We start from the raw sequence: 23,541 nt of genomic DNA on the forward strand, positions 1-23,541 counted from the left end.
GCGTACGGAACGTCCCCGCCCTTCCGGCACCCGCCGGGTCCGACCGGACACACCGGCCGCGCGGCCGGGGCAGGCGCTGGGGCAGGCCCCGGCTAGAGCCAGCCGTTGCGGCGGAACCCGCGGTGGATCGCGTAGCAGATGGCCAGGATCGAGGCGAGCACCACCGGGTAGCTGTACGTCCAGCCGAGTTCGGGCATGTGCTTGAAGTTCATGCCGTACACGCCGGTGATCATCGTCGGCACCGCCAGGATCGCGGCCCACGCGGTGATCTTGCGCATGTCCTCGTTCTGGACGACGGTGGCCTGCGCGAGGTTCGCCTGGAGAATCGAGTTGAGCAGGTCGTCGAAGCCGGTGACCTGCTCGTGCACCCGCGCGACGTGGTCGGCCACGTCGCGGAAGTACTTCTGGATCTCCGGGTCGATCAGCCGCATCGGCCGCTCGCCGAGCAACTGCATGGGCCGCAGCAGCGGGGAGACCGCCCGCTTGAACTCCAGCACCTCCCGCTTGAGCTGGTAGATCCGCCCGGCGTCGCCACCGCGCGAGGTCTTCCCGTTGTGCGCGGAGAAGACGTCGATCTCCACCTCGTCGATGTCGTCCTGCACCGCCTCGGAGACCGCGAGGTAGTCGTCCACCACCCGGTCGGCGATCGCGTGCAGCACCGCGGAGGGTCCCTTGGCCAGCAGCTCCGGGTCGTCCTCCAGCCGGTGCCGCAGCGCGCGCAGCGACCCGTGGCCGCCGTGCCGGACGGTGATCACGAAGTACCGGCCGGTGAAGACCATCACCTCGCCGCTCTCCACCACCTCGCTGGTGGAGGTGAGTTCGGCGTGCTCGACGTAGCGGATGGTCTTGAAGACGGCGAACAGCGAGTTGTCGTACCGCTCCAGCTTCGGCCGCTGGTGGGCGTGGACGGCGTCCTCCACCGCCAGCGGGTGCAGGTCGAACTCCTCGGCGATGCCGGCGAACTCCTGCTCGGTGGGTTCGTGCAGCCCGATCCACACGAAGCCGTCGCTGCCGTCGCACTGCGCCCCGGTCCGCCCGGCGCGCACCGCGTCCAGCGCCGAGCGCAGGTCCGTGGCGTCGTCGTGGCGCACGCCGTCGCGGTAGACCGCGCAGTCCACGATCGCACTGGTCGGGTGCGGGGCGCGGGCGGGTTCGTACTCGTACGTCGTGGTGGACCTGCGGAGGGTCGGTCGCAGGGCGGGGCGCACGACTGCACGCAGGTCGCGGATCATCGACATGGCAAGCTCCTTCACGGACTGGCCGACGGCATGGCGCCGCGCTGAAATGCGGATCAGGGCGTGGTGATCGCAGGCAGTTCAGGGCGCTCTTCCGCTGCGGCGGGCTCCGCGGGAGCTGGGGTCTGCGCACCCGGACGGGGTGCGGAGGACCGTGACTCGTCGATGTGGCGCGTTTCGGGCCCGGTCAGCCGGGTAAGGAACGCGGGACGTGCGAGTACGGCGGGGAACTCAGCGCGCGAAACGGCATACGGAAGAGCTGCCGGTACTGCACGGTCGACTCGGATCCATGTCAGTCCCCACCTCCTCCGGTCGATCCCCGCTGGGGGATGTCCTTGGTGCGCGAGTGAACGCCCTACCTTAGCAAGCCCGAGGACCTCCTCGGTGCCGCCTTACCGGTTCTGTACGCGTTCTATGCTCGCCGTATGGCTGATGTTCCGGCGCTCGTCGAGGCGCGGCTGTCCGAGACCTTCGGGGCGCCCGACGCCCGCGCCGCGGTCACCTTCGTGGGCACCGACCGGATCGAGGTGCTCCGCTTCACCGCCGGCGACCTGGTGCGCTACGCCACGCTCGGGATGTCCGCGCAGCCGATGGCCGACCCGCTGGCCACCGTGGCGGACCCGCTGCGCGGGCCGCGCGCCGAACTGGTGCTCACCGTCCGGGCGGGGCTCGCCCGCACCGACGAGGTGCTACGGCCGCTGGCGGTGTTCGCCGCCTCCCCGCAGGTGGAGGGCGTGGTCGTCGCGCCCGGCGGCTCCCTGGACGCCACCGAGCCGCTGTGGCCCGGCGCCCCCTTTCGCGCGGTGCTCGTCGCCGAGCCCGGCGGTCTGGTGCCGGACCTCCCGCTGCCCGATCCCCTCGACCCGGTCCGCTTCCTCCCGCTGCTCCCGATGACGCCCGCGGAGGCCGCCTGGAAGCGGGTGCACGGCGCCGCCGCGCTCCAGGACCGCTGGCTCGCCCGGCAGACGGACCTGCGCGACCCCCTCAGGAAAGCGGTGGACCTGGCCACCTGAGGGCTGTTCCGGGGCCCGCGCCGCCGCGGCGATGCCTCGCGGCTACGGGGCCGGGGCGGGGTGCGGGTCCGCGCGACCACGTCCTCGCCCGTCGGCGGCGCCGGGAACGGGGGTCCGGACGGGTGATCGTCCTTGACGCGGGGGAGGGGCCAGGAGGAACGTGGTGATTCATGAGGGGCGAACCCAGTTGCCCGAAGTGCGGTGGCAGGGTCCGTGCGCCCGGACTCTTCGCCGATTCCTGGCAGTGTGATCTGCACGGGACCGTGCACCCGCTCCAACCGGTGGTTCCCCCCAGCGTCGAGGCCCTGGGTGTCGTGGTGCACCGCGCCCGGGTGCCGGTCTGGATGCCGTGGCCGCTACCGGTCGGCTGGCTCTTCTCCGGGGTCGCCGCCGCAGGCGACGACCGCAGCGGCGGCCGCGCCACCGCCGTCTCCTGCTCGGGACCCGGCCCCCTCGGCGGCCCGGGTGAACTGATCCTGGTGGCCGAGGAGTTGGGAGTGGGTCTCGGCGCCCGCTTCGCCGGGATCGACGGGCCGGACCCGGGACCGGACATGTGCGTGGACACCGCGCCGCACGCCAAGGTCCTGGCCGCCGGACGCCCCACGCCCCTCTGGCACGTCGGGGGCGTCCCCGACGACCGCGTCGTCTTCGCCGGCGAGGCGCGCGGGCTCTGGCTGTGGGCGATCGTCTGGCCGGAGCAGACCGGACTGCTGATGTACGACGAGCTGGTCCTGACGGACCTGCGGGACGCCGGCGCCGAGGTGGACCTGCTCCCCTGCGGCGCCCTCACCCCCCGCCTGCTCGCGTAGCGGGGCGCCCTCCCTCCGGGAGGACTCCACGGGCGCACCACCGCGGAGGGTTATGCTGGCCACGCCCACCATCCCCCCGAGACCCGCGGAGCGCGTCGTGCGTGTCGACCTGCACACCCACTCCTCGGCGTCCGACGGGACCGACTCCCCGGCCGAACTCGTGCGGAACGCCGCGGCCGCGGGGCTGGACGTGGTGGCGCTCACGGACCACGACACGGTGGGCGGCTACGCCGAGGCGACCGCCGCCCTCGCCGGGCCGGAAGCCGCCGGCAGGCTCACGCTGGTGACCGGAGCCGAGCTGTCCTGCCGGATCGACGGCATCAGCATGCACATGCTGGCGTACCTCTTCGACCCGGCCGAACCCGAGCTGTACCGCGAGCGCGAACTGGTGCGGGACGACCGGGTGCCGAGGGCGCGCGGCATGGTCGCCAGGCTCCGCGAGATGGGCGTTCCGGTGACCTGGGAGCAGGTCGCCCGGATCGCCGGGGACGGCTCGGTGGGCCGTCCGCACATCGCCACGGCGATGGTCGAACTGGGCGTGGTGGACAGCGTCTCGGACGCCTTCACCGGCGAGTGGCTCGCCAACGACGGCCGCGCGTACGTCCCGAAGCACGAGTTGGACCCGTTCGAGGCGGTGCGGCTGGTGAAGGGCGCCGGCGGGGTGAGCGTCTTCGCGCACCCGGGGGCCCACAAGCGCGGCGAGACGGTGCCGGAGTCGGTGATCGCGGAGCTGGCCGCCGCCGGTCTCGACGGCATCGAGGTGGACCACGTGGACCACGACGACGCGACCAGGGCGCGGCTGCGCGCGTTCGCCGCCGCGCACGACCTGCTCGCCACCGGTTCGAGCGACTACCACGGCGACCGCAAGGCTGTCCGGCTGGGCGACTGCGTCACCGATCCCGAGGTCTACCGGGAGATCGCGCGCCGGGCCACCGGCGCGGTGCCCATCTCGGCGGTCTAGCGCTCCAGCGGCTCCGCGCTCCAGCGGTCCGGCGTCCGGGGTCCGGCGGCCCCCTCCTCCCTCCCTTCCACGCGTTTCCGCACGTCCGCGGCGGCGCCCGCGCGCTCCCGCGCGCCCCTTCCCCCACGCCCCTGCGGGGCGGCACGGCCACGTCCAGAAAGCCTTCACCCATGTTCGACATCACCCTGTTCGGGTCCGTCTTCTTCACCCTGTTCGTGATCATGGACCCGCCCGGGATCACCCCGATCTTCCTCGCGCTGACGTCGGGGCGCGCGACCAAGGTCCAGCGGCGCATGGCGTGGCAGGCCGCGTCCGTCGCGCTCGGGGTGATCGCCGTGTTCGGCGTCTGCGGCCAGCAGATCCTGGACTACCTGCACGTCTCGGTGCCGGCGCTGCGGGTGGCCGGCGGACTGCTGCTGCTGTTGATCGCGCTCGACCTGCTGACGGGCAAGGCGGACGAGCCGACGCAGACGAAGGACGTGAACGTGGCGCTGGTGCCGCTCGGCATGCCGCTGCTGGCCGGACCGGGCGCGATCGTCACCGTGATCCTGGCGGTGCAGCACGCGGACGGCTTCGGGCAGCAGCTCTCGGTGTGGGTGGCGATCGTGGCGATGCACGCGGTCCTGTGGCTGACCATGCGCTACTCGCTGGCGATCATCCGGCTGATCAAGGAGGGCGGGGTGGTGCTGGTGACCCGGCTGTCGGGGATGCTGCTGTCGGCGATCGCCGTCCAGTCGGTGGCCAACGGCATCCTCGGCTTCGTCCACGGCGAGGGCTGAGCCGGGCGGCTCGCCGGGTGGCGGGCCGGGACGACGACCCCCGGCACGAACGCCCCGGGAAGGCGAAAGCGCCCCGTACATCCCTTCGGTACGGGGCGCCGTTGCGTCAGAGCCTGCGATCAGTCCGCGGGGCGGATGTAGATGCGCTGGCCGAGAGCGGCGGCCTGCTGCACGATCCCGTCGACAGCGTGGGCGTCCACGACGGTGCTGTCCACGGCCTCGCCGTTGACGTCGTCGAGTCGCATGATCTCAAAGCGCATGGGGCTTCTCCCTTCGTCGCGCGTTACATGTGTGGTCAACGAACACCCCCTTCTAAACATTCCTGAGGCTAACGAAAAAATTTCCCGCCTCAACTACTCTCCGGTGAGGGAGTCCCCCTGCCGCTCCTCGGTGTCCCCCCAGAAGGCGATCAGCGCGGCCGCGGTCTCGGCCGGCTGCTCCGCGTTGGGCGAGTGCCCGGCGTCCTTGATCACGACGCGCCGGGCACCGAGGCGCTCCGCCATCTCGTCCAGCCACGGCACCGGCCAGGCGTAGTCCGCCTCGCCGGAGAGTACGAGTTTAGGCAGCGGCAGTAGGGCCAACTCCGCCACTCGGTCGGTTTCGGTCATCAACTGCCGTGCCGTGGCGAGAAGTTGCTCCGGCCTGGTGCCGAGCCAGCGGCGGTGCAGGAAATCCGACAGCCAGCCCGGCGTGGCCTCCTGCACGTCGCCCGCGCCGTCCGCGCCGGCGCCGGCCTCCAGCGTCCGCATCGCCTGCCACGCGCCCTCCATGCCCAACACCGGCAGGTGGTCGAGCAGAAGCTGCGTGCGCGCCTGCTGCTGCGCCTCGATCGCGGCCGGCCCCGAACTCATCAGGGTCAGCGACGCGTACGGCGCCGCGGGTACGGACAGCAGTGCGGCCCGGACGATCTGGCCGCCCAGCGAGTGGCCCACCACGTGCACGGGCGCGTCCGCGCCGGACCCGGCGGTGAGCGCCGCCGTCTGCGCCAGTACGTCCGCCGCCAGCTCGGCGCGGGCGTAGGCCGCCTCGTCGGCCGGACCGGCCGTCTCGAACTGGCCGCGGCCGTCCACCGCGACCACGTGGAAGCCGGCGGCGGTCAGCGGGGCCATCAGGTCGAGGAAGTCCTCCTTGCTCCCCGTGAAGCCGGGGACCATCAGGACGTGGCCGCGCACCGGCGCGCCCTGTGCGGGGGCGCCGTCCAGCACCGCGAACGGGCCGCGCGAGGTGTCGAGCTGGCGGGAGACGACGTTCGTCGGGAGGTCGAGGGCGGTGGGTCGGCTCATGGAGCGAGGTTACGCAGCCCACGTGTCCGCGAGGTTGCGGTTCGTGGGTGCCCGACCACGCCCGGCCGGGCCCGTCCTGCCGGCTCCGGGACCACCGCCGGCTCCGGGACCCGCCCGGCGGCTCCCGCACCACCGGGCGGTGGAGGCTCCCCCGGGGCGCCCCCTACGCGGCGAGGCCCAGGGAGGCCATCCGCTTGGTGTGGGCCTCGGTGATGCGGGAGAACATCCGCCCCACCTCCGCGAGGTCGAACCCGTCCGCCACCCCGCCGACCAGCATCGTGGAGAGCGCGTCGCGGTCCGCGACCACCCGCTGCGCCTGGGACAGCGCCTCCCCCATCAGCCGCCGCGCCCACAGCGCCAGCCGCCCGCCGACCCGCGGTTCCGCCGCGATCGCGGCCCGCACCTTCTCCACCGCGAACGTGGCGTGCCCGGTGTCGTCGAGCACGGCAAGCACCAGCGTGCGGCTGTCCGAGTCCAGCCGCGCCGCCACCTCGCGGTAGAAGTCGGAGGCGATCGAGTCGCCGACGTACGCCTTGACCAGGCCCTCCAGCCAGTCCGACGGCGCGGTCTGGCGGTGGAAGCCGTCGAGCGCGGCGGCGAACGGCTCCATGGCCGCGTGCGGCTCCTCGCCGATCTCGGCGAGCCGGGCCCGCAACTGCTCGAAGTGGTGGAACTCGGCTGACGCCATCGCGGCCAGCTCCGCCTTGTCCGCCAGCGTCGGGGCGAGCTTCGCGTCCTCCGCGAGCCGTTCGAACGCGGCGAGCTCGCCGTACGCCAGCGCGCCGAGCAGGTCGACGACGGCGGCGCGGTACTGCGGCTGCGCGGACGCCGCGGCCCAGTCCTGGGCGGCGATACCGGTGACGGTCGGCTGGTTGTCGGTGGGCGTGTCAGCAGGCGTGTCCATGCTGGGCACAATAGCCAAGTTCCCGGCCCCGGACGGCCCCCGCGGCGGCTTCCGCGGCCCGCCCGGGACCGCCCCGCGCCCTGCCCGGCGGCGGCCGCTCCCGGACCGCCGGGAACCGATGACGTCCCGAACGAAACATTTGATCGGGTGCAGCTACGTGTTTCCGGGGTAGAGTGGTAATGCACCCGTCCAGAGTCGGCCTGGCACCGACTCACGACGGGCCCCGTGTGCAACACCTGGATGCCCGGTCGGTGGCCCGATCGGCTCCGAACCGACCGCCCTCCCGCCATCGGGAGGGGCCCGCTCGCGGCTTGAGCGAGGGCAGCGGTCCCGCGCCTGAACGGCCGACCTATGGCCGTACGACAACTCTGCGCGGTCAGTGAACGGTTCGTCACACCCGACGTACCGGATGCTCGACCCCCTCGCCCGCCAGTGCCGCGTCTCACAGAAGAGGCAACATCCTGACCACCACGACTTTTCGCAGCCTGGGAATCCTCGACGAGACCGCCGATGCCCTTGAGGCCGTCGGTATCACGACTCCCTTCCCGATCCAGGAGATGACACTCCCGGTCGCCCTCGCGGGCAACGACGTCATCGGCCAGGCCAAGACCGGCACCGGCAAGACGCTGGGCTTCGGCCTGCCCCTGCTGGAGCGGGTCACCGTCGCCGCCGACGTCGAGGCCGGCCGCGCCACCCCCGAGCAGCTCACCGACGCGCCGCAGGCGCTCGTCGTCGTGCCCACCCGCGAGCTGTGCCAGCAGGTCACCAACGACCTGCTCACCGCGGGCAAGGTCCGCGCCGTGCGGATCGCCGCGATCTACGGCGGCCGGGCCTACGAACCGCAGGTCGAGGCGTTGAAGAAGGGCGTCGACATCGTCGTCGGCACCCCCGGCCGCCTGCTCGACCTGTCCGGCCAGAAGAAGCTGAACCTCAAGCACGTCCGCGCCCTGGTGCTCGACGAGGCCGACGAGATGCTCGACCTCGGCTTCCTGCCCGACGTCGAGAAGATCATGGCGATGCTGCCCGCGCGGCGCCAGACCATGCTCTTCTCCGCGACCATGCCCGGCGCCGTGATCAGCCTGGCCCGGCGCTACATGTCGCAGCCGACACACATCCGCGCCACCGCGCCCGACGACCACGGCGCCACCGTGGCCAACACCACGCAGCACGTCTTCCGCGCGCACTCCCTGGACAAGCCGGAGCTGGTCTCCCGCATCCTCCAGGCCGACGGCCGCGGCCTGGCGATGATCTTCTGCCGCACCAAGCGGACCGCGGCCGACGTGGCCGAGCAGTTGGAGAAGCGCGGGTTCGCCGCCGGCGCGGTGCACGGCGACCTCGGCCAGGGCGCACGCGAGCAGGCGCTGCGCGCCTTCCGCAACGGCAAGGTGGACGTCCTCGTCTGCACCGACGTCGCCGCCCGCGGCATCGACGTCGAGGGCGTCACCCACGTGATCAACTACCAGACGCCCGAGGACGAGAAGACGTACCTGCACCGGATCGGCCGCACCGGCCGGGCCGGCGCCTCCGGTACCGCGATCACCCTGGTCGACTGGGACGACATCCCGCGCTGGCAGCTCATCAACAAGGCGCTGGAGCTGACCTTCAACGACCCGGAGGAGACGTACTCCACGTCCCCGCACCTGTACGAACTGCTCGGCATCCCCGCGGGGACCAAGGGAATACTGCCCCGGGCCGAGCGGACCAGGGCCGGGCTCGACGCGGAAGTGGTCGAGGACCTCGGGGAGACCGGTGGCCGCGGACGCAAGGGCGGTACGCGTGAGCGCGCGGCGGCGGCTCCGGCCGCCGAGCGCACGCCCCGTACCCGCACCCCGCGGCAGCGCCGGCGCACCCGCGGCGGGGCCGCGGTCGGCGGCAGCGCCGCGGCCGAGGCCGCGACCCCGGCCGTCGAGGCCGCACCCGCCGTGCCCGCGCCCGCGGCCGGCGAGGCGGAGGAGCCGCGCAAGCCGCGCCGCCGCCGTACCCGCAGCCGTTCCTCGGCCACCCCCGAGCAGTCCTCCTGACGGTGGCGGGAGCGCCGCCCGCCACCGCGCACGGCGACCGCGCGCCGGCGGGCGGTTCGGCTGATGCCGGAACCGCCCGCCGGCGCGGGGATCAGCCGAGCGCCTTCGCGTGGCGACCGCGGCGGGGCGGCCGGGACAGCACGCTGAGCAGGGCCGCGGAGGTGAGCAGTGCCGCGGGGAAGGTCGCCTCGGGGTGGTGGACGCCGACGATGCTGTAGGTGACCAGTCCGCCGACGAGCGAGGCGACCGGGCCGGTCGTGAGGACCAGCGGCGACGCGGGGAGCCGGAGCGGGAACATTCGGCTCGCCGACCACGCGGCGAGCAGCCCGAGGGCGGCGAAGACGACGGCTTCCCACAACATCGTGAAATCCCTCCGGTGGCACGTACGGAACGGACCGGTCCGTACGACTCCTACCCCGGAGTAGGCGCGGGCAAAGCGTTCTCACCCGTCTGCGTAGGGGAGTTGGCGGTCGAAGGGCGCGCCCGGCTCGCGGACGCACCCTCCGCCCCGACCTCACACGACCTGCACGTCACCCACCACGAGCCAGCCGCCCGCGGTGGTGCCCTGGGCGGCGAGCGCGATCCCGGGCGTGTCGCCCTTCGTGGTGTCGACCAGGGCGATGCCCCAGCGGTACGCCCCCTTCGCGACACCGAGTGCCGGGGAGCGGAACGTGTACGACGTCGTGCTGCCGTTGAGCCAGGTCGACGGGTCGCTGTCGGCGTCCACGAAGACCTTCGCCGCCGTGCCGTCGGCCTTGAGCAGCGCGATCGCCACCTTGTACCGCTGGTTCCACGCCGGGATGTTGTTCGGCAGGTAGCCCCAGCCGAGGTTCGCCCAGGTGTGCGTGAAGTCGGCGGTCGCGGCGGCGGCGACGCTGCTCGGTGCGACGACCTGCGTCGGGTAGAGCCGGTAGCCCCCGCCGCCGTCGAACTGCTGCACCAGGGGATAGGCGTCCGCGAACCACGTCAGGCACTCGCCCACCCGGAAGTCCATCATGTTGACGTGCGCCTCGGCGGAGTCGTCGTACTCGCCCTGCCGCACGTCGGCGACGGTCGTGTACCCGCGCGGGTCGATGCTGTAGTTCATCGACCCGGTCACCCACCCGCCTTCCATGATGATCGGCCGCTTGTACTTCCATTTCGCGGCAATGGCCTTTTCCCAGTCGCTGTAGTACGTCGTCATGCCGAATGCGTCGTGCCGCAGGACGTATCCGCTGTCGAATGCGATGTCGAGCAGCCGCTCGCTGTCGGGGTCCGGATCCCCCCATCCTATTCCGGTGCCGATCAGGCGGTGGTAGTTCATCGCGAGCGCCACCTTCGGGAAAGCGGCGGAATACTCGCCGATGATCCAGCGGAACACCGACTCGCGGTTCGCGGAGTCGAGGTAGAGGACCGTGTGGCCCTCGCCCCACAGCCCCAGGCCGTACCCGTCGACGTAGTCCGTGACGGCCGGGTCGCCGTACTGGGCGCCGAACGCCCGGAGGAAGGCGGCGAACTTCTCCTGGAACACCGGGTCGTCCGGGTACGGCGACCACACCGTGACGCTTCCGGTCTGCGTCTCGTAGCCCTGGGCGCCGGCGTCGCGGACGTAGGACGGGGTGAAGTCGTACGCCTTGTCCCGGCTGTCGACGACGATGCGGAAGGCCAGCCGCAGGCCGCGGGAGCGGGCCTCGTCGATGGCCAGCTTGATCGGGGTGTCCGACTGCCACGCGTAGACGCCCTCGGAGGGTTCGAGCAGCGACCAGGCGACCCGCATGTAGTACACGGACGCGTAGTCGCTCACCTTGGCGGTGCCGGTGGAATCCTCCACCGGTACCGCGTCGTACTGCGTCCAGTAGTTCGACGGGAAGGAGGTGTTGGCGTACAGCGACCAGCCGTCGAGCGGGTTGCGCAACACCGTGGTGGTGTCGGGGGTGAAGGCGGCGGTGATCCTGGGGCCGACGCCGCCGTGCCCGTGGGCATGGCGGCCGCCGGACCTCGTCGCCGCGGACGCCGGCCCGGCGAGGAACGTGCCGGACGCCGCCGTGGCCAGTCCAAGGCCGAGGGCGGTCCTCCGGCTGATCTTGTTCGACTCCGTCATGCGTTCTCTCCCTTGAAAACGACGAAAACGACGTTGTTTTTTTATGATGCGCTTTCGTGAATCCGCCGGGCAAGGGCCGCGTGCGAAGAGAACACATCTCGCACATTCGCGGTGCGGGAGAGAGGGCTCCGGAATCTGTGCGGCCGATTATTCCGGACCATTCGGTGAATCCGGGAAAGCCGGTGGTTCCGGATTCGCGGGTGAACGCGGAACCACCGGTGAATACGCGTCAGGAGGTGGCGGCGCGGGTCACCCGGAGGACGTGCCCGCCGGCGGGGGCGGGCACGCGCTGCACCAGCCGGGTGCGGAACACCCGCCCGTTCCAGGCCCGCGCGAGCTTCGCGTCGTCGAGGTCGATCGACTCGACGACCACCTCGAACCCGGCCGTGTCGACCGCCACGTGGGCCGCGCCGACCCGCAGCCCGCCCTCCTCCGGCTCGGGTTCGAGCGCGGTCATGAGCACGAGCGTCATGGTGCCGTCCTTGCCGAAGGCCCACGTGTCGCGGATCTCGACGGCCGGGTCCCGGCGGTCGAGCAGCACGGTGCGCCCGCAGCGCAGCAGACCGCTCTCGGGCGGGTACGCGGCGGTGAGGTCCATCTCCAGCCGTGTGGTGGTCCCGTCGTCGTCGAAGGCGGTGCCGGTGGCGCGGTACTCCGCCCCGTGCGGCTGTTCCACACCGTTCGGCAGCGGGACGTTGTGCCATCCGCTGCGCATGGTCCAGATCGTGTACCGGGTCGCCGGCTCGAAGGTCTCGCGCCGGTAGACGCCCACGCCCGCGTCGATCAGGACGGGGTCGCCGTCCAGCGCGACGATGACGCCGCCCGCGTCGTTGTGGTTGTGGCTGACGTCGTTGTGGCCCCCCTTGGCCGCCACGAACAGCCCCTCGATGCCGCCCGCGCGCTCGCGGGCCACCGCGACCTCGGTGCCGGGCAGGTAGAGCGCCGCCGGCATGCCGGGTGCGGCCTCCCCGTCCGCCCAGCCCGGCGCGCGCAGCGCGGTGAGGGTGCGCCGGAACAGCGGCGCGAGCTGGCCGTCGAAGCGCAGGGGGTGCGTGCGGCCCATCCACCGCGCGTGCCGGACCACCTCCTCGTCGCCGACGCGGGCGCCGAAGCGGGCCAGCAGGTGCCAGTTGGCGTTCTCCGGCAGGACCGGCGAGCCGTCGGAGTAGTTGACCTGCGAGCCGGTGCCGATCTGCATGCTCATCGGGAAGCGGGCCATCTGCGGGACCGGCGCGACCGGGAAGCCGTTCAGCGTCCCCGCCGTCAGCTCCTCCAGCAGGTCCAGGGCCTCGAACAGGGTGGCCCCCGCCCACCACCAGTAGGTGGCGCCCTCGTCGCAGCTTCCGTCGTCGTCGTAGCCGGCGCGGAAGCGGTCGAGGATGACCAGCGCGCGGTCGACGGTGGCGGTCAGCCGCTCCTTGTCGGTCTCCACGACGGCGGCGCAGACCAGGACGTTCGACACGATCCACGGCGCCCAGTTGTTCGGCGGGCCGTCGACCCCGTGCCAGAAGTAGACCTCGTTCTCCCAGGGGTCCAGTACCCGGCGGCGGATCTCGTGGTGCACCCGGGCGCGCAGGCCCGGGTAGTCCTGTTCGAGGCGTTCGCCGGCGATCGCGTCGATGCCGGCGAGCATGGCCCCGATCGACGCGTCCGCCAGGTCGAGGACGTCCCGGCCCGGAACGGGCAGGAACGGCCGCTCGCCCGACTCCGGCAGGGCGTAGTGCGACGGCAGGCACCAGGCGCTCAGCTCGCACATCCGCCAGACGCCGTCCGCCAGGCGCGGCACCAGCTCATCGTCGCCGGTGACCCCGAGCATCAGGGCGGTGGTCCCCACCAGCCCGCAGAGCGCGTGCTCGGCGCGCTCCTGGGGCACCCGGTCGCCGGTGCGGCTGTAGGCCGCCCACCGGCTGAGGCTGTGCGGCTCGTTCGCCGCCCTCTCCCGCCAGCGCAGGAGTTCGGCGTGCAGGGCGTGCCGGTCGTGCTCGTCGACGGCCGCCCACGCGGCGCGGTCCTGCACCGGCGGAGCCGGCGACCAGCCGCCGACCCGCACCGCGGCGCGGACGTCCGGAGTGAGGAGGGAACGGAAGGAGGTTTCGCTGCTGTGCACGGGTGCGGGTCCCTTGGTGATCGGCCGGACGGCGCCGCCGGCGCCCCGGGTCGGACGGCGCTCCGGATCAGGCGTGCTGCTTGTCGTACGCCTTCTCGTACTCGCCGCGGATGGTGTTGCCGACGCTGGAGGTCCAGGTCTTGATGGCGCTGCGCACCTTGGAGAGGTTCGCGCGGCCCAGGATGTAGTCGTTCATGGTGTCCAGGACCGCCGACTCGGCGGACGCGGACTGCGACGCGGTGGCCGAGTACAGCCCGGTGACCGGGTTCTGGACCAGCATGTCCTGGGTGGCGACCTGCCAGGCGTGCGAGCGGCGAAGCTGCTCGTCCATGCGGATCGCGAGGTTGAGCACCTGCGGTCCCGCCGCGAGGCGGTACAGCGAGCTGGCGTTGACCATGGTGTCGCCGGCCTTGGTCAGCGTGGCGTTCGCGCCGGAACCGGTGTAGTGGACGCCCTCCTCGCCGTGGGTGAGGTCGAAGGACTCCTTCGACCCGAACGGCGCGGCCAGGTAGTCCAGCAGGCGCAGCTGCTCCTTGATCTTCGCCGGGCTCGCCTTCTTCAGCGCGGTGAAGGAGAAGCTCGACGAGCCCTGGTAGTTCGCGCCCTTGCCGCCGTCGGCGCCGAACGGCACGACCGCCCCGGTCACGGCGTCCTTGGGCAGCGTGGTGTCCAGCAGCGCGGAGATGCCGTCCATGTGCATCAGCACGGTGCCGTTGGCGATGTACGTCTTCGCCTGCGCGCTCTGCATGCTGGGGGAGTCGGGGTGGTAGTAGCCGGCCGAGTACAGCTTCTTGATGTAGCTGACCGCGCGCACCCACTCCTCGGTCTCGTACTTGCTGACGAACTTGCCGCCGGTGCGCTTCCAGCCGTTCGGCACCCCGAAGACGGCGCCGATGATGTCGTAGGCCCAGTCGACGCCGTCGGCGCCGCCCTGGCCGGTGATGGCGTAGCGGTTCGCCTTGGCGTCGGTCACCGCCTTGCACAGCTCGGTGAAGTCGTCCTCGTTCTTCGGCGCGGGCTCCTGGCCGGTGAGCTTCTTGATGATGTCCGGACGGCACACCAGGATGCTGCCGAACGGCGGCCGGTGCTCGGGAACGCCGTAGATCTTGCCGTTGATCCGGGCACTCACCCACGACGGGGTGGGGATGTTCGCGAGGTTCGGGTAGTCCTTGACCTTGTCGCCGGACAGGTACTCGGACAGGTCCTGGAACCGGGAGGCGAGGATCTGCGGGTAGCGCGGCGGCATCGCGAAGGTCAGGAACTCGACCATCTCCGGCAGGGTGTTGCCGGCGATCATGGTCGCGAACTTTTCGGCGAAGGAGTCGCCGGGCACGAAGGTCAGGTCGAACTTGGCGTTCGCCTGCTTCTCTATGTACCGCAGGAAGGTGTTGTTCGCCGGCGGCGGGGCGTCGTAGGTCACGACGAACCCGGACGTGGTGCTGCCGTCGCCGATGCTGCCGGTGACCGACTGGAACAGCTCGCTGTTCGCCGGGGACGCGTAGTAGACCGGCTGCACGATCGCGTTGCCGGGCAGGTCGGGCTTGGGGCCTTTGGTCACCGGTACGTACGTCGGCAGCGGTACGAGGGTGTCGGAGAGCTTGTTCATGCTGGCGGCGTCGCTGGAGGAACAGCCGGACAGCGCGCCTCCCGTGCCGAGGGCCAGGAGCCCGAACGCGGCGCCCCCGAGGAGCTTGCGGCGGCTGATCGAACCGGGGGTGGGCTGGTTCATCGGACTTCTCCTTCGAAGTGGACTCGGTGTCTGCTGGCGGCGGCTCAGCCCTTGACGGCCCCGGTGAGCACACCCTTGGTGAGGTGCCGCTGGACGAACGGGTAGGCGAGGGCGATCGGGGCGATCGCGATCATGACGACCGCCATCTGCACGGACTGGGCGGCGGGGTGGATCGTGGTGTCACCGACACCGGAGACGAGGGAGGACCCCTGGAGCACGTAGGTGCGCAGGACCAGTTGCAGCGTCCACTTCGTCGAGTCGTTGATGTAGAGGAGGGCGTTGAAGAACGCGTTCCAGTAGCCGACGGCGTAGAAGAGGGTGACGACGGCGATGACCGCGCGGGACAGCGGGAGGACGATCCTCCACAGCACGCGCCATTCCCCGGCGCCGTCCATCTTCGCGCTGTCGATGAGTTCCTTCGGTATTCCCATCATGAATCCGCGCACGACGACCAGGTTGAAGACGCTGAACGCCGAAGGCAGGATCAGCGCCCAGTAGTTGTTCACCAGGCCGAGCTGTTTCACCACCAGGTAGAGCGGTATGAGACCGGGGGTGAAGAGGAACGTGACGAGCACGAAGGTCAGCAGCGGCCGCTGGAAGAGCGATCCGGGACGGCTCAGCGCCCAAGCGGCGAGCACCGTCGAAGTCACGCTGATCGCCGTGCCGATGAGCGTGACCAGCGCGGTCACCACGATGGCCCGGGTGACGATCCCGCCGGACAGGATCTGCGAGTACGCCGACAGGTTGAAGGACTTCGGCCAGACGACGTAGCCGCCGGCGGCGGTGATGTCGTCGTTGTCCGACACGCTCGTCGAGAAGACGATGAGGAAGGGGAACAGGATGAGGGCGAGCAGGAAGAGGACGGCGACACCCTTGAGCGCCAGCACGACGGGCTTGGGTTTTCCGGCCCAGACCGGACGGCGAATAGTGCTCATGACCGCGAGTACACCCCTTGTTCTCCGAGCATGTGGGCCGCCTTGTTCGCGCCCAGGATGAGCACGAACCCGACCACGCCCTTGATGAGTCCCACCGCTATGCCGACACCCCAGTTGCCGTCGACCACGCCGTGGTAATAGACGTAGGTGTCGAGCACTTCGGCCGCGTGCGCCCCCACCGCGTTGCGTTGCAGGATGATCTGCTCGAACCCGACGGACAGCGCCTCGCCGAGCCGCAGGATGAGCAGCAGCACGATGATCGGCCGGATGCCGGGCAGCGTGACGTGCCAGAACCGGCTCCACGCCCCCGAACCGTCGATGGCCGCCGCCTCGTAGAGCGAGTCGTCGATCGCGGCGAGCGCGGCGAGGAAGATGATCGTGCCCCAGCCGGCGTCCTTCCAGATCAGCTGCGAGGTCAGCAGCAGCTTGAACGTCGACGGGTCGCTCATGACGGTGATCGTCGACTCGTTGGCCTGCCGCAGCATGTGGTTGACCACGCCGCCGGAGCCGAGGGACTCCTGGAAGAAGCCGACGACGATCACCCAGGACAGGAAGTGCGGCAGGTACAGCACCGACTGGACGAGGATGCGCAGCCACGGCCACACCAGCGAGTGGATCAGCAGCGCGAGGGCGATCGGCACCGGGAAGAAGAGCACGAGCTGCATCAGCGTGATCTCGAGGGTGTTGACCACCGCACGCCAGAACGTCGGGTCGGCGAAGAGCGTCTGGAAGTTCTGCAGGCCGATCCACGGGCTCTGCGTGATCGGCACGTAGGGCTGGTAGTCCATGAACGCGATCACGTTGCCGAACAGCGGCACGTAGACGAACAGCAGCAGCAGGACCACTGCCGGCGTCACCATGATCAGCAGCGGGTAGTCCTGCCGAAGCCTGGCGAGGAACGGGACCCGGCGCTCGACCAGTGCACGACCGTGGCGGTCGGTACGGGTCGCTGCTGGGGCGACCAACTTCGCGCTCATGCGGCTCCTTTGCCTCAGATATTCGGGTGTCCGGGAGTTGGCTCGGCGACGACCACGGTGCGGCGTTCGAACACTTCGACATCTCTAAGTGCTCATATGATGAGAGTCAAGAGCGAATATTCATCCGCACACCAAACGCACATGGGAGCGACGATGCACCCGAGTCAGCGCCAGGAGCGCATCCTGGCCGAGTTGCGTGTCCACGGAAGCTTGTCTGCAACCGACTTCGCCGCCCGGGAGGGCGTCTCGGCGATGACCGTCCGGCGGGATCTCGGCGAACTGGCCGACCGCGGCGCGCTGCGGCGCGTGCACGGCGGTGCCGTTTCGGTGGAGACGTACCCGACCGCGGGTGTCCCGCACCGCCCGGCGCCACGGTCGGCGCCGGGGGAGCCGACCACCGCGCTGTTCACGCTCGGACTGGTGGTCCCCGACCCCGGATACTATTTTCCGAAGGTCGTGGCCGGTGTCGCCGAGCGTACCGAAGCCCTCGGCGGACGCGTCGTGCTCGGCGTCTCGCAGTACGACCGGGCGCTGGAACGGCAGCAGATCAAGCGCTTCATGTCGAGCGGCATCGACGGGCTGCTCGTCACCACCACGGTCGCCGACGCCCTCCCGACGCTGGAGCTGCTGAGCGAGGCGACGATGCCGGTGGTGATCGTCGAACGGGCCGTGACCGAGGCCCCCACCGGGGCCTCCACCTTGGAGTCCGTCCGCAGCGACCACAGCGCCGGAGCCGCGGTCGCCATCCGGCACCTGGCCGATCTCGGGCACCGCTCGGTCGGCGTCGCGATGTTCGACACCCCCACCTCGCCGCAACTGCGCACCGGCTACGAGCGGACCGTGCGGCAGCTCGGGCTGCGCACCGACGCGCCGGTGGAGATCATCGACGAGACCGCCTCGGTGGGCGCCGCGACCCGCCGGTTCGTCACGCGGTGCCTGGACGCCGGCACCACCGCGGTGTTCGTGCACTCCGACCACTACGCGGTGGAGTTCGTGAAGACGGTGCTCGAGATGGGGGTCTCCATACCGGGCGACCTGTCGGTCGTGGCGTACGACGACGAGGTCGCCGCCTTCGCCGCCGTGCCGCTGACCGCGGTCGCCCCGCCGAAGCACGACGTCGGCCGTTTCGCCGCCACGATGTGTTTCGAACGTCTTTCGGCCGCCGCCGAGTTGGGTTTCGCCCGCCGCCACATGACGCTGACGCCGACGCTCAGCGTGCGGGAGTCGGCCCGTCCGGTGTTCGACTCCTGATCGATTGCACCCCGCGCCTTGACTTCGCACATCGCTCCGGGCTGAGGTGGGATCCGCTGCTCGCCGGAGAGGGAGTCCACCGACATATGACGTCGAACATCAACACCATGGGGCCGCCGCCCGTCGACGCGGTGCGCTCCGTCGCGGTCGCGTTCGCGATGCCGGACTCGACCTTCGGCCGGGTCTTCCACGGCGCCGACCTCGCGGCGCTGCACGCCGCGCACACGGTCCGGCTGCTCGCCGACCGGCCGCTGGACCTCGACGGCGCGGCCGACACCGCGCGCCTGGCCGAGGTCGAGGTGCTCGTGACCGGCTGGGGCTCACCCGTCCTGGACACCGGACGGCTGGACCGGATGCCGCGGCTGCGCGCCGTGGTGCACTCCGCCGGCTCGATCCGGCCCGTCGTCGACGACGCGGTGTGGGAGCGCGGCATCGCGGTCGCGTCGAGCGCCACCGCCAACGCGGTACCCGTCGCGGAGTACTCGGTCGCCATGATCGTCCTCGCCGCGAAGCGGGCGCTCGCCGGCGCCGACCTGCTGCGCGCGGCGGACGGGCACGCGGTCGACATCGAGGGCTCGTGGCCGGTGGTCGGCATGCACGGGATCACGGTCGGCGTCGTCGGGGCCTCCCGCGTCGGCCGCGCCGTGATCGAGCGGCTGCGCGGGTACGACGTCCGCGTCGTGCTGGCCGACCCGCACATCGACGAGGACGAGGTGGCCCGGCTCGGAGTGGCCCGGATGGAACTGGGCGACCTGTGCGCGGCCAGCGACGTCGTCTCGCTGCACGCGCCGCTGCTGCCGAGCACCGTCGGCATGCTGGACCGCGCCGCCATCGACCGGATGCGCCCGGGCGCGACGCTGCTGAACACCGCCCGCGGCGGGCTGGTGGACCAGGAGGCGCTCGCCGACCGGCTCGACCGGGGCGACCTCGCCGCGATCCTCGACGTCACCGAGCCGGAGGTGCTCCCGCCCGGCGCCCGGCTGCGGTCCACGCCGAACACCTTCATCACCCCGCACCTGGCCGGGTCGCAGGGCAACGAGCTGCGCCGGCTCGCCGGCAACGCCGTCCGCGAGACGCTGGCGTTCAGCCTGACCGGGACGTTCGCCGAACCGATCGCCTTCGAGCGGTCCATCCTCCAGGCCTGAAGACCGGAGCCCCGCCCACGATGACCGACATCACCACCACCCGCCCGTTCCTCGACCAGTACGGGCGGTTCGCCCAGTTGCACGGCGTCGGTGTGCTGCGGACCGGCGACCGCTTCCACGCCTGGGGCGAGGACAAGAGCGCGGGCGGCACCTTCGCGGGCATCGCCTGCTACTCCTCCGCCGACCTCGCCACCTGGCGGCACGAGGGCACCGCTTTGGAGGTCGGCACCGGCGACCTCGCGCCCGGCCGCGTGGTCGAACGGCCCAAAGTGCTGCGCAACCCGCGCACCGGCGGGTACGTGATGTACCTCCACATCGACTCCGCCGACTACGCCGACGCGCGCGTCGGGTTCGCCACCAGCGACGGCCCGGCCGGCCCGTACACCTACCGCGGCAGCGTGCGTCCGTTGGGGAATCTCAGCCGTGACATCGGTGTCTACGCCGAGGACGGCGTCGGCTACCTGCTGTCCGAGGACCGGGACCACGGGCTGCACGTCTACCGGCTGACCGAGGACCTGCTCGGCGTCGAGGCACTCGTCTCCACCACGCTCGGCGAACGCGGCGACCACGGCTACGAGTCGCCGGCGCTGGTCCGCGTCGACGGCACCTACTACCTGTTCGGCTCGGACCTCACCGGCTGGGCGGCCAACGACAACCGGTACGCGACGGCTCCCTCGCTCGCCGGACCGTGGTCGCCCTGGCGCCGGTTCGCCCCGGCCGGGTCCGCGACGTACGACTCCCAGATCAGCACGGTCGTCACGGTGGAGGGCAGCGCGGGCACCACCCACGTGTACGTCGGCGACCGGTGGGTCCCGGACGCGCTGGAGCGCTCGCTGCCGGTGTGGCTGCCCCTGCGGATCGGCGGCGGGCGGGCCCGGCTCGACTGGGTGGACCGGTGGAGCCTCGACGTCGCGTCGGGCACGGTCACGGTCGGGGAGGCGGGCGCCGAGGCGGGGCCCGAAGCGGGGTCCGAGGCGGGCGCGGGCCCTGGGCCGGGCACCGCCCCGGTACCGGGTCCGGACGCTCCCGCCGGGCCGGCGCGGGGGCAGGACGAGTGAGCGCCGTCGCGCCCGGCGCCTTCGTGCTGCCGGCGGACGACCGGGCGCGCTCGCCCCTGACCGGCTGGACGCGCGCGCACTGGGAGGCCGTCGGCCGGCGCTGGCTGTCGCGGATCGAGCCCTACGACAGTCCCGGCGGCGCCCTGCCGCGGCTGCCCGGTCGCGTCACCGGCGACGGCGAGCGGCGGGAGAGCATGGAGACGGTCGGGCGGTCCTTCCTGCTCGCCGCCCCGCTCATCGCCGGCGCCCGGGGCGACGAGGCCGAGGCGCTGACCGAGCGGTACGCCCGCGCCCTGCTGGCCGGGACGCAGCCCGACGGCGCCGAGTCCTGGCCCCGCGGCGTCACCTGCCGGGCCCCGGTCACCGGGGTGACGAACTCGATCGTCGAGGCCGCGAACATCGCCTTCGGGCTGTACGTCAGCCGGGACCGGCTCTGGGAGCGGCTGACGCCCGCCGAGCGGCGGCGGATCGCCGACTGGCTGCGCCACCACGCCCGGCTGGAGGTCTGGCACAACAACTGGCAGCTCTTCCCGGCGATGGCGGAGGGCTTCCTGCGCTCGGTCGGCGAGGACGTCTCCGGCTGCACCGGCACGCGCAACGTCCGCCGCGTCGAGTCCTGGTACCTCGAACAGGGCTGGTACACCGACGGCCCCGAGCACGCGATCGACCACTACAACGCGTGGGCCATCCACCCCTACCTGTGGGCGTGGTACCGGATGACCGGCCGGACCGCGACGGCGGACGGCGCGCGCCACCTCGAACGGCTCGGCGCGTTCGCCGAGTCCTGGGCGGACACCGTCGCGCCGGACGGCTCCCTGCTGCACGTCGGCCGGTCGCTCACCTACCGGTCGGCGGCGCTGGCGGCGCTGTGGTGCGCGGAGATCTCCGGGGTCAACCCGCTGACGCCCGGCGCCACCCGGCGGCTCGCGTCGGGGGTGCTCGCCCGGTTCACCGACGCCGGCGTGGGTGTCGAGCGGCCGCCGGACCTCGGCTGGTACCGCCCCTACGAGCCGATCGCGCAGACCTACAGCGGGTTCGGTTCGCCCTACCTGGCGGGCATCGGGTTCCTGGGGCTGGCCCTCGACCGGGACGCCCCGGTGTGGACGGCGGTCGAGGAACCCCAGCCGACCGAGGGCGGGCCGCGGACCCGGGTCATGCCGTCGCTGGGGTGGCTGCTGCGGACGCAGCGGGACGGCATTGTCCGGCTGGTGAACCACGGCAGCGACCACTGCGAGATCCCGGTCGAGCCGACCCGGGCCGACCCGGACGACCCGCACTACGCGAAGCTCGGCTACTCCAGCCACACCGCGCCCGGCACGGCGGCCGGCTGGACCTCCAACGTCGACGGGCACCTCGCGCTGCTCGACACCGGCGGGCGGGCCAGCCACCGCGGCGTCATCCGCGCGATGCGCGTGCAGGGGCCGGTCGCCGGGTCGGTCCACCTGCCGCAGATCGACGGCCGCCTGCTGCCCGGGTGCAGCGTGGTCAGCGTCAGCATCCTGGAGGGGGACCTCGAACTGCGCGCCCACCTCGTGCGGGCACCGCGGCCGTACCCGGTGCGCGAGGGCGGCTGGGCGGTCGCCGACGGGGCGGCCCCCGAGGCGTCCACGGACGCGAAGGCCCTCACCGCCGCCGTGTCCCGCGCCGACGGCCTCACCTCGACGGTCGTCGGCCTGCACGGCTGGACCGGCGCGGCCACCCACGCCGAGCTGGACACCAACGCCATGGGCCCGTGCTCCGCGGTGCCGGTGCTCACCGCCACGGCCGGCACCCCGGCCACGGTGCTCGTCTCCCTCCACGCCCTCACCCGCGCGGCACCGCCCCCCGCCGACCTGGCGGCCGCGGTCCGCGTGGAGATCGAGGGCACCGCTGTGCGCGCCCACTGGTCGACGGGCACGCACCACACCCTCGACCTCGCCGCCTTCGTCCCCTGGGACGGGGTCGTGCCCGCCCCGCGCTGACCACCGGGGCGGCCGGCGGGGAGAAGCCGGGACGCAGACGAAGCCGCGTCCCCCGATGCGGGGGACGCGGCTTCGTCGTGCGGAGAGCCGCCGGGCTAGAGCGCGGCGCCGAAGCCGACGCGACGGGTCGCGGGCTCGCCGATCTCCACGTAGGCGAGGCGGTCGGCGGGGACCAGGACCTTGCGGCCGTGCTCGTCCACCAGGCTCAGCAGCTTGCTGCTGCCGGACAGCGCGTCGGCGACGGCCGCTTCCACCTCGGCCGTCGACTGCGAGCTCTCGATGACGATCTCGCGCGGCGCGTGCTGCACGCCGATCTTGACCTCCACGGCTTGGATACCTCCGATGGTCGGGCGGTGTGCGCGGTCGAATCGCGCCGTACGCAGGAAAGAGTAGCCCCGCCCGAGCGGCCGCAACGGCACGGCGAAGACGCCGTGAGCGAACAACCGCGCCCGGTCACCGGGCTCAGTGCTCGTCCGCGCCGCCCTGCTCCGGCCGGTGGTCGCCCTCGGCGCCGTGCAGCGGGAAGCCGGCGATGCCGCGCCAGGCCAGCGACGTCAGCAACTGGACCGCGGTGTCACGCGGCATGTCGCTGCCGCTGGCCAGCCAGTAGCGGGCCACCACCTGCGAGACCCCGCCGAGGCCGACCGCGAGCAGCATGGACTGCTCGGCCGGCAGGCCGGTGTCCTCCGTGATGACCTCGCTGATCGCCTCGGCGCACTGGAGCGCGACCTTGTCCACCCGCTCCCGCACCGCGGGCTCGTTCGTCAGGTCGGACTCGAAGACCAGCCGGAACGCGCCGCCCTCGCCCTCGACGTAGGCGAAGTACGCGTCCATCGTCGCCTCGACGCGCTTCTTGTTGTCCGTGGTGGACGCCAGCGCGGTGCGCACCGCCTGGAGGAGCGACTCGCAGTGCTGGTCCAGCAGCGCGAGGTAGAGCTCCAGCTTCCCGGGGAAGTGCTGGTAGAGGACCGGCTTGCTGACCCCGGCCCGCTCGGCGATGTCGTCCATGGCCGCGGAGTGGTAACCCTGCGCGACGAACACCTCCTGGGCCGCGCCCAGCAGTTGCTCCCGCCGCGCCCTGCGGGGCAGGCGGGTGCCACGCGGCCGTGCCGCCTGAGTCTGCTCGATGGCTGTCACGCCGCCTCCCAGTTCTGGTGGTGAAGGTACGAATGAACCGCCGCACCGGCCATCGTACTTTTCAGTAACGACCCTGTGCGCCGCGCGGACGGACATTCTCACTTCCTGGGACCTGCGGGCGAAACCTGCGGCCGGCCCGCGGGCGTCCGGAGCCGG

General features: G+C 72.0%; 20 protein-coding genes and 1 pseudogene. 9 read left to right on the top strand and 12 right to left on the bottom strand.

Annotation, left to right across the window (positions count from 1 at the left end):
* Positions 1-92: 92 nt before the first annotated feature.
* On the bottom strand, positions 93-1,238 hold the full coding sequence (locus RVR_RS23995) for a magnesium and cobalt transport protein CorA (RefSeq protein WP_202235945.1): 1,146 nt from the start codon (positions 1,236-1,238) through the stop codon (positions 93-95).
* Positions 1,239-1,660: 422 nt separating this feature from the next.
* Between RVR_RS23995 and RVR_RS24000 the strand changes: the two genes are divergently transcribed.
* The 4 genes from RVR_RS24000 (at position 1,661) to RVR_RS24015 (ending at position 4,797) form a co-directional block, all read left to right on the top strand.
* A complete protein-coding gene (locus RVR_RS24000; RefSeq protein ID WP_202235946.1) occupies positions 1,661-2,248 on the top strand; it encodes a suppressor of fused domain protein in 588 nt (195 codons plus the stop codon).
* Between the two features lie 170 nt (positions 2,249-2,418).
* Entirely contained in the window at positions 2,419-3,057 is a 639-nt protein-coding gene (locus RVR_RS24005; RefSeq protein WP_202235947.1) for a DUF6758 family protein, read from the top strand.
* Positions 3,058-3,154: 97 nt separating this feature from the next.
* Positions 3,155-4,018, top strand: a complete 864-nt coding sequence (locus tag RVR_RS24010) for a PHP domain-containing protein (protein ID WP_202235948.1) — start codon at positions 3,155-3,157, stop codon at positions 4,016-4,018.
* A 170-nt stretch (positions 4,019-4,188) separates the two neighbouring features.
* Complete coding sequence (locus RVR_RS24015; RefSeq protein WP_202235949.1) at positions 4,189-4,797, top strand: MarC family protein; 609 nt, start codon at positions 4,189-4,191, stop codon at positions 4,795-4,797.
* 119 nt (positions 4,798-4,916) lie between these two features.
* On the opposite strand, the gene RVR_RS24020 is transcribed toward RVR_RS24015, so the two are convergent.
* The 3 genes from RVR_RS24020 to RVR_RS24030 all read right to left on the bottom strand — a co-directional run bounded on the left by RVR_RS24020 (position 4,917) and on the right by RVR_RS24030 (position 6,984).
* Positions 4,917-5,057, bottom strand: coding sequence for a hypothetical protein (locus RVR_RS24020; RefSeq protein WP_202235950.1), 141 nt, complete (start codon positions 5,055-5,057; stop codon positions 4,917-4,919).
* 93 nt (positions 5,058-5,150) lie between these two features.
* Positions 5,151-6,080: an alpha/beta fold hydrolase gene (locus tag RVR_RS24025; RefSeq protein ID WP_202235951.1), complete on the bottom strand. Its 930-nt coding sequence runs from the start codon at positions 6,078-6,080 to the stop codon at positions 5,151-5,153.
* A 163-nt stretch (positions 6,081-6,243) separates the two neighbouring features.
* On the bottom strand, positions 6,244-6,984 hold the full coding sequence (locus tag RVR_RS24030; RefSeq protein WP_202235952.1) for a ferritin-like fold-containing protein: 741 nt from the start codon (positions 6,982-6,984) through the stop codon (positions 6,244-6,246).
* 458 nt (positions 6,985-7,442) lie between these two features.
* Between RVR_RS24030 and RVR_RS24035 the strand changes: the two are divergent.
* Positions 7,443-8,990 (top strand): annotated as a pseudogene (locus RVR_RS24035) (DEAD/DEAH box helicase); the annotation flags it as partial.
* A gap of 106 nt (positions 8,991-9,096) precedes the next feature.
* Here RVR_RS24035 and RVR_RS24040 read toward each other — a convergent pair.
* The 6 genes from RVR_RS24040 to RVR_RS24065 form a co-directional block, all read right to left on the bottom strand.
* Positions 9,097-9,366: a hypothetical protein gene (locus RVR_RS24040; RefSeq protein WP_202235953.1), complete on the bottom strand. Its 270-nt coding sequence runs from the start codon at positions 9,364-9,366 to the stop codon at positions 9,097-9,099.
* Positions 9,367-9,519: 153 nt separating this feature from the next.
* On the bottom strand, positions 9,520-11,085 hold the full coding sequence (locus RVR_RS24045) for a DUF4832 domain-containing protein (RefSeq protein WP_202235954.1): 1,566 nt from the start codon (positions 11,083-11,085) through the stop codon (positions 9,520-9,522).
* Positions 11,086-11,314: 229 nt separating this feature from the next.
* Complete coding sequence (locus tag RVR_RS24050; RefSeq protein ID WP_202235956.1) at positions 11,315-13,192, bottom strand: heparinase II/III family protein; 1,878 nt, start codon at positions 13,190-13,192, stop codon at positions 11,315-11,317.
* Between the two features lie 67 nt (positions 13,193-13,259).
* A complete protein-coding gene (locus RVR_RS24055; RefSeq protein WP_202235964.1) occupies positions 13,260-14,921 on the bottom strand; it encodes an extracellular solute-binding protein in 1,662 nt (553 codons plus the stop codon).
* Positions 14,922-14,965: 44 nt separating this feature from the next.
* Complete coding sequence (locus RVR_RS24060) at positions 14,966-15,856, bottom strand: carbohydrate ABC transporter permease (RefSeq protein ID WP_202235965.1); 891 nt, start codon at positions 15,854-15,856, stop codon at positions 14,966-14,968.
* The gene (locus RVR_RS24065) at positions 15,853-16,833 is read right to left on the bottom strand and encodes an ABC transporter permease (protein ID WP_202235967.1); all 981 of its coding nucleotides are present in this window, start codon (positions 16,831-16,833) and stop codon (positions 15,853-15,855) included. Before RVR_RS24065 ends, RVR_RS24060 begins: the two co-directional genes overlap by 4 nt.
* 153 nt (positions 16,834-16,986) lie before the next feature.
* On the opposite strand from RVR_RS24065, the gene RVR_RS24070 reads away from it, so the two are divergent.
* From RVR_RS24070 to RVR_RS24085, 4 genes are all read left to right on the top strand, one after another.
* Positions 16,987-18,084, top strand: coding sequence for a LacI family DNA-binding transcriptional regulator (locus RVR_RS24070; RefSeq protein WP_202235969.1), 1,098 nt, complete (start codon positions 16,987-16,989; stop codon positions 18,082-18,084).
* A gap of 86 nt (positions 18,085-18,170) precedes the next feature.
* A complete protein-coding gene (locus tag RVR_RS24075; protein ID WP_202235971.1) occupies positions 18,171-19,229 on the top strand; it encodes a hydroxyacid dehydrogenase in 1,059 nt (352 codons plus the stop codon).
* Between the two features lie 20 nt (positions 19,230-19,249).
* Positions 19,250-20,287: a family 43 glycosylhydrolase gene (locus RVR_RS24080; RefSeq protein WP_202235973.1), complete on the top strand. Its 1,038-nt coding sequence runs from the start codon at positions 19,250-19,252 to the stop codon at positions 20,285-20,287.
* Complete coding sequence (locus RVR_RS24085) at positions 20,284-22,248, top strand: DUF2264 domain-containing protein (protein ID WP_202235975.1); 1,965 nt, start codon at positions 20,284-20,286, stop codon at positions 22,246-22,248. Before RVR_RS24080 ends, RVR_RS24085 begins: the two co-directional genes overlap by 4 nt.
* 95 nt (positions 22,249-22,343) lie before the next feature.
* Here the strand turns inward: RVR_RS24085 and RVR_RS24090 are convergent, their stop codons facing one another.
* Entirely contained in the window at positions 22,344-22,574 is a 231-nt protein-coding gene (locus RVR_RS24090; RefSeq protein ID WP_202235977.1) for a DUF3107 domain-containing protein, read from the bottom strand.
* A gap of 136 nt (positions 22,575-22,710) precedes the next feature.
* Positions 22,711-23,385, bottom strand: a complete 675-nt coding sequence (locus RVR_RS24095) for a TetR/AcrR family transcriptional regulator (protein WP_202235979.1) — start codon at positions 23,383-23,385, stop codon at positions 22,711-22,713.
* Positions 23,386-23,541 lie beyond the last annotated feature (156 nt).

Source organism: Streptomyces sp. SN-593, from assembly GCF_016756395.1.
Lineage (GTDB): Bacteria > Actinomycetota > Actinomycetes > Streptomycetales > Streptomycetaceae > Actinacidiphila > Actinacidiphila reveromycinica.

Coding starts and splice junctions, on each gene's coding strand:
- RVR_RS24000 (WP_202235946.1), top strand. CDS start 1,661: ATGGCTGATGTTCCGGCGCTCGTCGAGGCGCGGCTGTCCGAGACCTTC.
- RVR_RS24065 (WP_202235967.1), bottom strand. CDS start 16,833: ATGAGCGCGAAGTTGGTCGCCCCAGCAGCGACCCGTACCGACCGCCAC.
- RVR_RS24080 (WP_202235973.1), top strand. CDS start 19,250: ATGACCGACATCACCACCACCCGCCCGTTCCTCGACCAGTACGGGCGG.
- RVR_RS24040 (WP_202235953.1), bottom strand. CDS start 9,366: ATGTTGTGGGAAGCCGTCGTCTTCGCCGCCCTCGGGCTGCTCGCCGCG.
- RVR_RS23995 (WP_202235945.1), bottom strand. CDS start 1,238: ATGTCGATGATCCGCGACCTGCGTGCAGTCGTGCGCCCCGCCCTGCGA.
- RVR_RS24005 (WP_202235947.1), top strand. CDS start 2,419: ATGAGGGGCGAACCCAGTTGCCCGAAGTGCGGTGGCAGGGTCCGTGCG.
- RVR_RS24075 (WP_202235971.1), top strand. CDS start 18,171: ATGACGTCGAACATCAACACCATGGGGCCGCCGCCCGTCGACGCGGTG.
- RVR_RS24070 (WP_202235969.1), top strand. CDS start 16,987: ATGCACCCGAGTCAGCGCCAGGAGCGCATCCTGGCCGAGTTGCGTGTC.
- RVR_RS24045 (WP_202235954.1), bottom strand. CDS start 11,085: ATGACGGAGTCGAACAAGATCAGCCGGAGGACCGCCCTCGGCCTTGGA.
- RVR_RS24025 (WP_202235951.1), bottom strand. CDS start 6,080: ATGAGCCGACCCACCGCCCTCGACCTCCCGACGAACGTCGTCTCCCGC.
- RVR_RS24060 (WP_202235965.1), bottom strand. CDS start 15,856: ATGAGCACTATTCGCCGTCCGGTCTGGGCCGGAAAACCCAAGCCCGTC.
- RVR_RS24015 (WP_202235949.1), top strand. CDS start 4,189: ATGTTCGACATCACCCTGTTCGGGTCCGTCTTCTTCACCCTGTTCGTG.
- RVR_RS24055 (WP_202235964.1), bottom strand. CDS start 14,921: ATGAACCAGCCCACCCCCGGTTCGATCAGCCGCCGCAAGCTCCTCGGG.
- RVR_RS24020 (WP_202235950.1), bottom strand. CDS start 5,057: ATGCGCTTTGAGATCATGCGACTCGACGACGTCAACGGCGAGGCCGTG.
- RVR_RS24030 (WP_202235952.1), bottom strand. CDS start 6,984: ATGGACACGCCTGCTGACACGCCCACCGACAACCAGCCGACCGTCACC.